This is a genomic window from Fusobacterium sp. DD2 (genome assembly GCF_018205345.1).
GTDB lineage: Bacteria > Fusobacteriota > Fusobacteriia > Fusobacteriales > Fusobacteriaceae > Fusobacterium_A.
Genome location: NZ_JADRHM010000100.1, coordinates 1 through 5383 on the forward strand (window position 1 = coordinate 1; position 5383 = coordinate 5383).

Annotated in this window: 6 protein-coding genes; 3 read left to right on the forward strand and 3 right to left on the reverse strand. The window is 31.6% G+C overall.

All coding sequences use genetic code 11. The annotated features are described in order from the left end of the window. Window positions 1-28: 28 nt before the first annotated feature. The 3 genes from IX290_RS11030 to IX290_RS11040 all read right to left on the reverse strand — a co-directional run bounded on the left by IX290_RS11030 (window position 29) and on the right by IX290_RS11040 (window position 3262). The gene (locus IX290_RS11030) at window positions 29-958 is read right to left on the reverse strand and encodes an AEC family transporter (RefSeq protein ID WP_211493244.1); all 930 of its coding nucleotides are present in this window, start codon (window positions 956-958) and stop codon (window positions 29-31) included. Between the two features lie 391 nt (window positions 959-1349). Further along, window positions 1350-2087 carry a transporter substrate-binding domain-containing protein gene (locus IX290_RS11035; protein WP_211493245.1) on the reverse strand — a complete coding sequence of 246 codons (738 nt, stop codon included), beginning with the start codon at window positions 2085-2087 and terminating at the stop codon, window positions 1350-1352. A gap of 8 nt (window positions 2088-2095) precedes the next feature. Then, window positions 2096-3262: a M20 family metallopeptidase gene (locus tag IX290_RS11040; protein ID WP_211493246.1), complete on the reverse strand. Its 1167-nt coding sequence runs from the start codon at window positions 3260-3262 to the stop codon at window positions 2096-2098. Window positions 3263-3658: 396 nt separating this feature from the next. On the opposite strand from IX290_RS11040, the gene IX290_RS11045 reads away from it, so the two are divergent. The 3 genes from IX290_RS11045 to rpsI all read left to right on the forward strand — a co-directional run bounded on the left by IX290_RS11045 (window position 3659) and on the right by rpsI (window position 5345). Further along, complete coding sequence (locus IX290_RS11045) at window positions 3659-4375, forward strand: hypothetical protein (RefSeq protein WP_211493247.1); 717 nt, start codon at window positions 3659-3661, stop codon at window positions 4373-4375. 120 nt (window positions 4376-4495) lie between these two features. Further along, complete coding sequence (gene rplM / locus IX290_RS11050; RefSeq protein ID WP_211493248.1) at window positions 4496-4930, forward strand: 50S ribosomal protein L13; 435 nt, start codon at window positions 4496-4498, stop codon at window positions 4928-4930. 10 nt (window positions 4931-4940) lie between these two features. Continuing rightward, window positions 4941-5345, forward strand: coding sequence for a 30S ribosomal protein S9 (gene rpsI, locus IX290_RS11055; protein WP_249168948.1), 405 nt, complete (start codon window positions 4941-4943; stop codon window positions 5343-5345). The last annotated feature ends 38 nt before the right edge of the window (window positions 5346-5383 follow it).

Sequence of the window (5383 nt, forward strand, 5' to 3'; positions counted from 1 at the left end):
GTTGCATTTTGCAACGGCCTCTATTATATTAACTTATATGAAAGAATGAAAATATCATACTCCACATTGGGATAGTAACTATTGAAAGAACTGTACTAAAAACTATTACCTTACTTGCAAATATATAGTCTCCATCATATTTAGAAGCTAATATTGCAGTAGTACTTCCAGCAGGCATACCACTTAGAAGAGAGATTACTCCAATACTTAGATTATCAAGTCCTCCTAGTTTACAAATGAGAACCGAAACAAATGGAATCAGTATAAGACGAATAAAAGTATACTTAACTAGAAGTTTTGAGAAAATTGAATGAAAATCAGTTATCTCACCAAGCATAGTACCTATAAGTATCATAGATGTGGTAAGGGTACACCCTCCAATTGTTTTAATAGAAAAAGCGATTGGTGTAGGGACATCAAATGGTAAAAACATCTGAATAAGCCCAATATAAACAGCTATAATACATGGATGAAGTGCTACTCTTTTAAATACTTTTCCAAAAGAATCATGCTTAGTAAAGCATGAAAGTCCAGATGACCACATAACAATTCTTTGTGGAATCATAGCTACTGAAGCATACATTACTCCAGTGAGACCAAATATCTGTTCTACAACTGGCAATCCCAGAAAAGCAGCATTTGAGCATATTGTAGCATACTGTAAAACCTTTCTTTTTCTTTCTTCTACATTATTATATGTATACTTGCTCATAAACATACAGAAAAATTGAGTAATAGCAGCAAATAGCAGAATTATTGCAAATTTTAAGAATATATCAAGAGTAAATTTCATATTGAATGAACTGATGATGTTGCATGGCAGGAATATATATATAAGGAGGTCTGTAAGAACAGCTTTTCCTTCAGCTTTAATAATTCCTTTTTTTCTGGCAATAGCACCTGTTGCAATTAAAATAAATAAAATACATTGTAAATTTAAAATCTTTGTAATATCCAAATATAATCAACCCCATTTTATTTTCAAACTTCCTTCATTTTATCACTAAAAAAAATCATAATCAAGATAAAGTGAAATAAAAGAAAAAAATAAGGACAGATAATATTATCTGCCCTTAGAGTTTGGGGAAAGAATTTTATGAATAAACTATTATTATTAACATCCTTTTGACGCAACGAACTGTAAAAAAGTTTAAAAAATTATTAATAAATATATTTTTGTATTAATAATAAGTAATTTTATAATTTTAAGCATTATAAATGAAAGAGGTAAGGACAGGGGGGTACCCATCCTTACCTCTAATTAGGGAAAGAATTTTATGAATCAATTTTTATTACCTACTCTTTTGACGGGGTAAGGTATAAAAAAGTTTAAATTTTTTTATTTTAATCTATTTTTTTTTATATTTTTCAACTTTTTGAGGAAAATATTTTTCCAGAAGTTTTAAGTATTCTCCGTTGTTATCAAGAGTTTCTATGGCTTCATTTATTTTTGGAATAATTTTATCATTTTTTCTAAAAGCTATTGCAGCACCAGGATTTTCATCTAAAACCACATCGACTTTTTTTATTCCACTGATTGTCTCAAGATATTTTTTACCAGTGACATCTGCAATAATAACACCATCGATTTTTTTGTTTTTAAGATCCATTATAGCATTTGTCCATCCATCATATAATACAGGAATTCCCCCAAGATCCTTAGTAAATTGTTCCTGAATAGTACCTATTTGGACTCCTACTTTCTTACCTTTCAGTTCCTCTTTTTTAGTAATTGTGCTTGCACTGTTTACCAATACATAGTGTTCATTTGAATCTACAAGCATATATGGCCCAGAGAAAGATACTGCTTTTTCTCTTTCAGGTGTTGGAGACATTCCAGCTATAACAGCATCAATTTTTTTCATTTGAAGTGCTGGTAAAAGTCCATCAAATCCCATATTTGTCCAGACAATTTCATATCCTAATTCTTTTCCAATAGCTTCCATAAGCTCTATATCGAATCCTTTTAATTTATTATCTTCCAGATATTCATAAGGTACAAATTCTGCATTTGTTCCTACATATAATTTTTTCCCAAAAGCCAAACTAGATAAAACTAACATTAATATACATAAATATTTTTTCATATTTCCTCCTATTCAATACGGTAAAATTCTTCTTTGATTTCTTTTAATAGATCAGAATCACGATAAATATCCATAGCAGTAAGTGCCATAGCAACAGCTGCTTCTTCCATTCCTTTATAAGCCTCAGAGTGAATAGTTGCCTCAGCAAGCTCTCTAGAGTGCCCAATAAGTGATTTTTTTGAAAGAGGGAAGTATGGATGAATAGTTGGGCAGCAATGGCTTACATCTCCCATGTCAGTTGATCCAGCTGAACCGCTATCAACTATATAATCCACTCCCTGGATTTTCAGATTTTTTTCATAAGTTTCTGAAAGTTTTTTATTTGTAACAAGATCAGCAAAACTTGTCTCATAATTTTCAATGAAAACATGAGAACCAGTTGCTATTGCAGCACCTTTTGCACAATCTTTAACTTTCTTTATAAGCTCTTTTAAATAAGCAAGTGAGTTAGCTCTTACATAGAAGTTTGCAACAGCAAGATCAGGGATAATGTTTGCTGCTTCTCCACCTTTACTTATTATTCCATGTATTCTTGCATCTTCACGAGTCTGTTGCCTCAGAGCATTGATAGAGTTGAAAAGCATAATTACTCCATCTAAAGCATTGATACCATCATATGGATTACCAGCAGCATGTGCTGTTTTTCCTTTGAAGGTAAATTGAAGTGCTTCCATAGCCTGAGACGTTCCACTACGTTTATGGCATTCTCCAGTAGGATGTACAGCCATAGCAATATCGATATTTTTAAACACGCCAGCTTTAGCCATCTCTACCTTTGCTCCACATGTTTCTTCTGCTGGAGTTCCAATTATTAAGATTTCTCCATCACTGTCTAATACATCTTTAAGAATAAGTGCAGTGGCAATACTTGTAGTTGCAAATGAGTTGTGTCCACATCCATGTCCAATCTCTGGTAGTGCATCATATTCTGCAAGAATTGCTATTTTTACTCCACCTTTTCCATACCTGTACCTGCCACAAAAAGCAGTTGGAATATTGCTGAAATTATCAGTAACTTCAAAACCATGGTTTCTAAGAGTTTCACTTAAAAGTGCACATGCTTTAAACTCCTTATTTCCAAGTTCTGGATTGTGATAGATAAATTCATTAATCCTTTTTAACTCAGGTAGATAATTTTTAAATAAAGATGATAATTTTTCTTTTAAATCTGACATGTTATTTCCCCCTTTATTATTTTTGAATACAAAAAAACCAGCATATCACCTTTGTGATAAACTGGTTTGATAACTAAAAATACAATTACAAAAAACATTAAAAATTTAAAGTTAATAGCCAATATTACAAGGCATATGAAAAGAAAAGGTATTTATTTGGTTGTTTAAATTCCTTAACTTCCTGTTCCTTAGTAACATGATGGCCTCCTTTATTTTTTCCGTTTGTATATGTATACCACATAAAAAAATAAATGTCAATAAATCTATAAAATAAAAATATTTGACTAATGGAGAATAAAATATGGAATTTACTCCTACATTAATTTACAAAGTGTGATAAAATATGGTATATTATAAAACAAAGTACAAAAATAATAACAGAAAAGGGGTATAAAGATGGCTAAACTAAAAAGTATAATAACAGCGTATAAAGCACAGGCAAATCCACAAATGCCAGGAATAATTGATGTATTTGGATCATTTGATAATTTTATTCAACCAATGTTTCCTTTTGCTATGCCTAATTTATCAATAGTTATGACTATGAAAGAATTAGATAGAGCAACTATGTTTGAAGTGAGATTAAACGCTCCAGATGATACTTTAATAACTAAAGGGGAGTTTGGAATACTTCCAGATCCATTTGGTGTAGGAAAGAAAATTCTTGATCTTGAGCAATTTGTAGTTGCTGAAAGAGGAAAATATACAATGGATATATTTGAAAAAGTTGCTGAAGATAAAGTTAAATTTATTGAAACAACAGATTTATTTATTGCAGATTATCCACCTCAAAGAAGAATGTCTGATGAAGAGAAAGCAAAAATACTTTCATCTGAAGGTGTAATCAAGAGTGTAAGAACAGAATTTAAACCTTCTGAAGATGCAGAACCTATAAAAATTCAAATAAACTTAGATAAAGAAGCACCTATTGATGAAGGATTTATCACAATTCCTGAAACAGGAAGAATTACAGTAAATGATAAAATTATTGATCTTACAGGAATAAAAAGACAAATTGAGTGGATGTTTGGAAACCCACTTCCAGAAAAAAAAGAAGAGGGACAACCTGCTGAAGAACCTAAGGAAAATAAAGAGGAAGCTGAAGAAAAATAAGAAAAAAACTTGACATAAAAGAGAAAAACTAATATAATAGTAAGGTATATTAAACCTTTCCCACAAAGGACCGTTGCGTTATATTAGAACGATATAACATAATTAGGAGGAAAAATTAAAGTGAAAAAGTATACTTTTATGCAAAGAAAAGAAGATGTTGCTAGAGAATGGCACCACTATGATGCTGAAGGGCAAATATTAGGAAAATTAGCAACTGAGATTGCTAAAAAATTAATGGGTAAAGAAAAATTAACTTTTACTCCACACGTTGATGGAGGAGACTTCGTAGTAGTTACTAATGCATCTAAAATAGTAGTTACTGGTAAAAAATTAACTGATAAAAAATATTACAATCACTCAGGATTCCCAGGAGGAATAAGAGTAAGAAGCTTAGGAGAAATCCTAGATAAAAAACCAGAAGAACTATTAATGCTAGCTGTTAAAAGAATGCTTCCAAAGAACAAATTAGGTAAGCAACAATTAACTAGATTAAGAGTATTTGCTGGGGCTGAACATGCGCATACAGCACAAAAACCAGTAAAGGTAGAATTTTAATAGGGGGTAAATGACAGTGGCTGAAATGATTCAATATAGAGGAACTGGTAGAAGAAAAACTTCTGTAGCAAGAGTAAGATTAATTCCTGGAGGAACAGGAGTAGAAATAAATGGTAAATCAATGGCTGAGTATTTCGGAGGAAGAGAAATACTTGCTAAAATAGTTGAACAACCATTAGCATTAACTGAAACTTTAGATAAATTCCAAGTTATCGTTAATGTAATCGGTGGAGGAAACGCAGGACAAGCTGGAGCAATCAGACATGGTGTAGCAAGAGCTTTAATCCTAGCTGACGAAACTTTAAAAGGTGCTTTAAGAGAAGCTGGATTCTTAACTAGAGACTCAAGAATGGTTGAAAGAAAGAAATACGGAAGAAAGAAAGCAAGAAGAAGTCCTCAATTCTCAAAAAGATAATTGGTTGGATTTTATGGAGCTCACAGACTCGGGTCTGT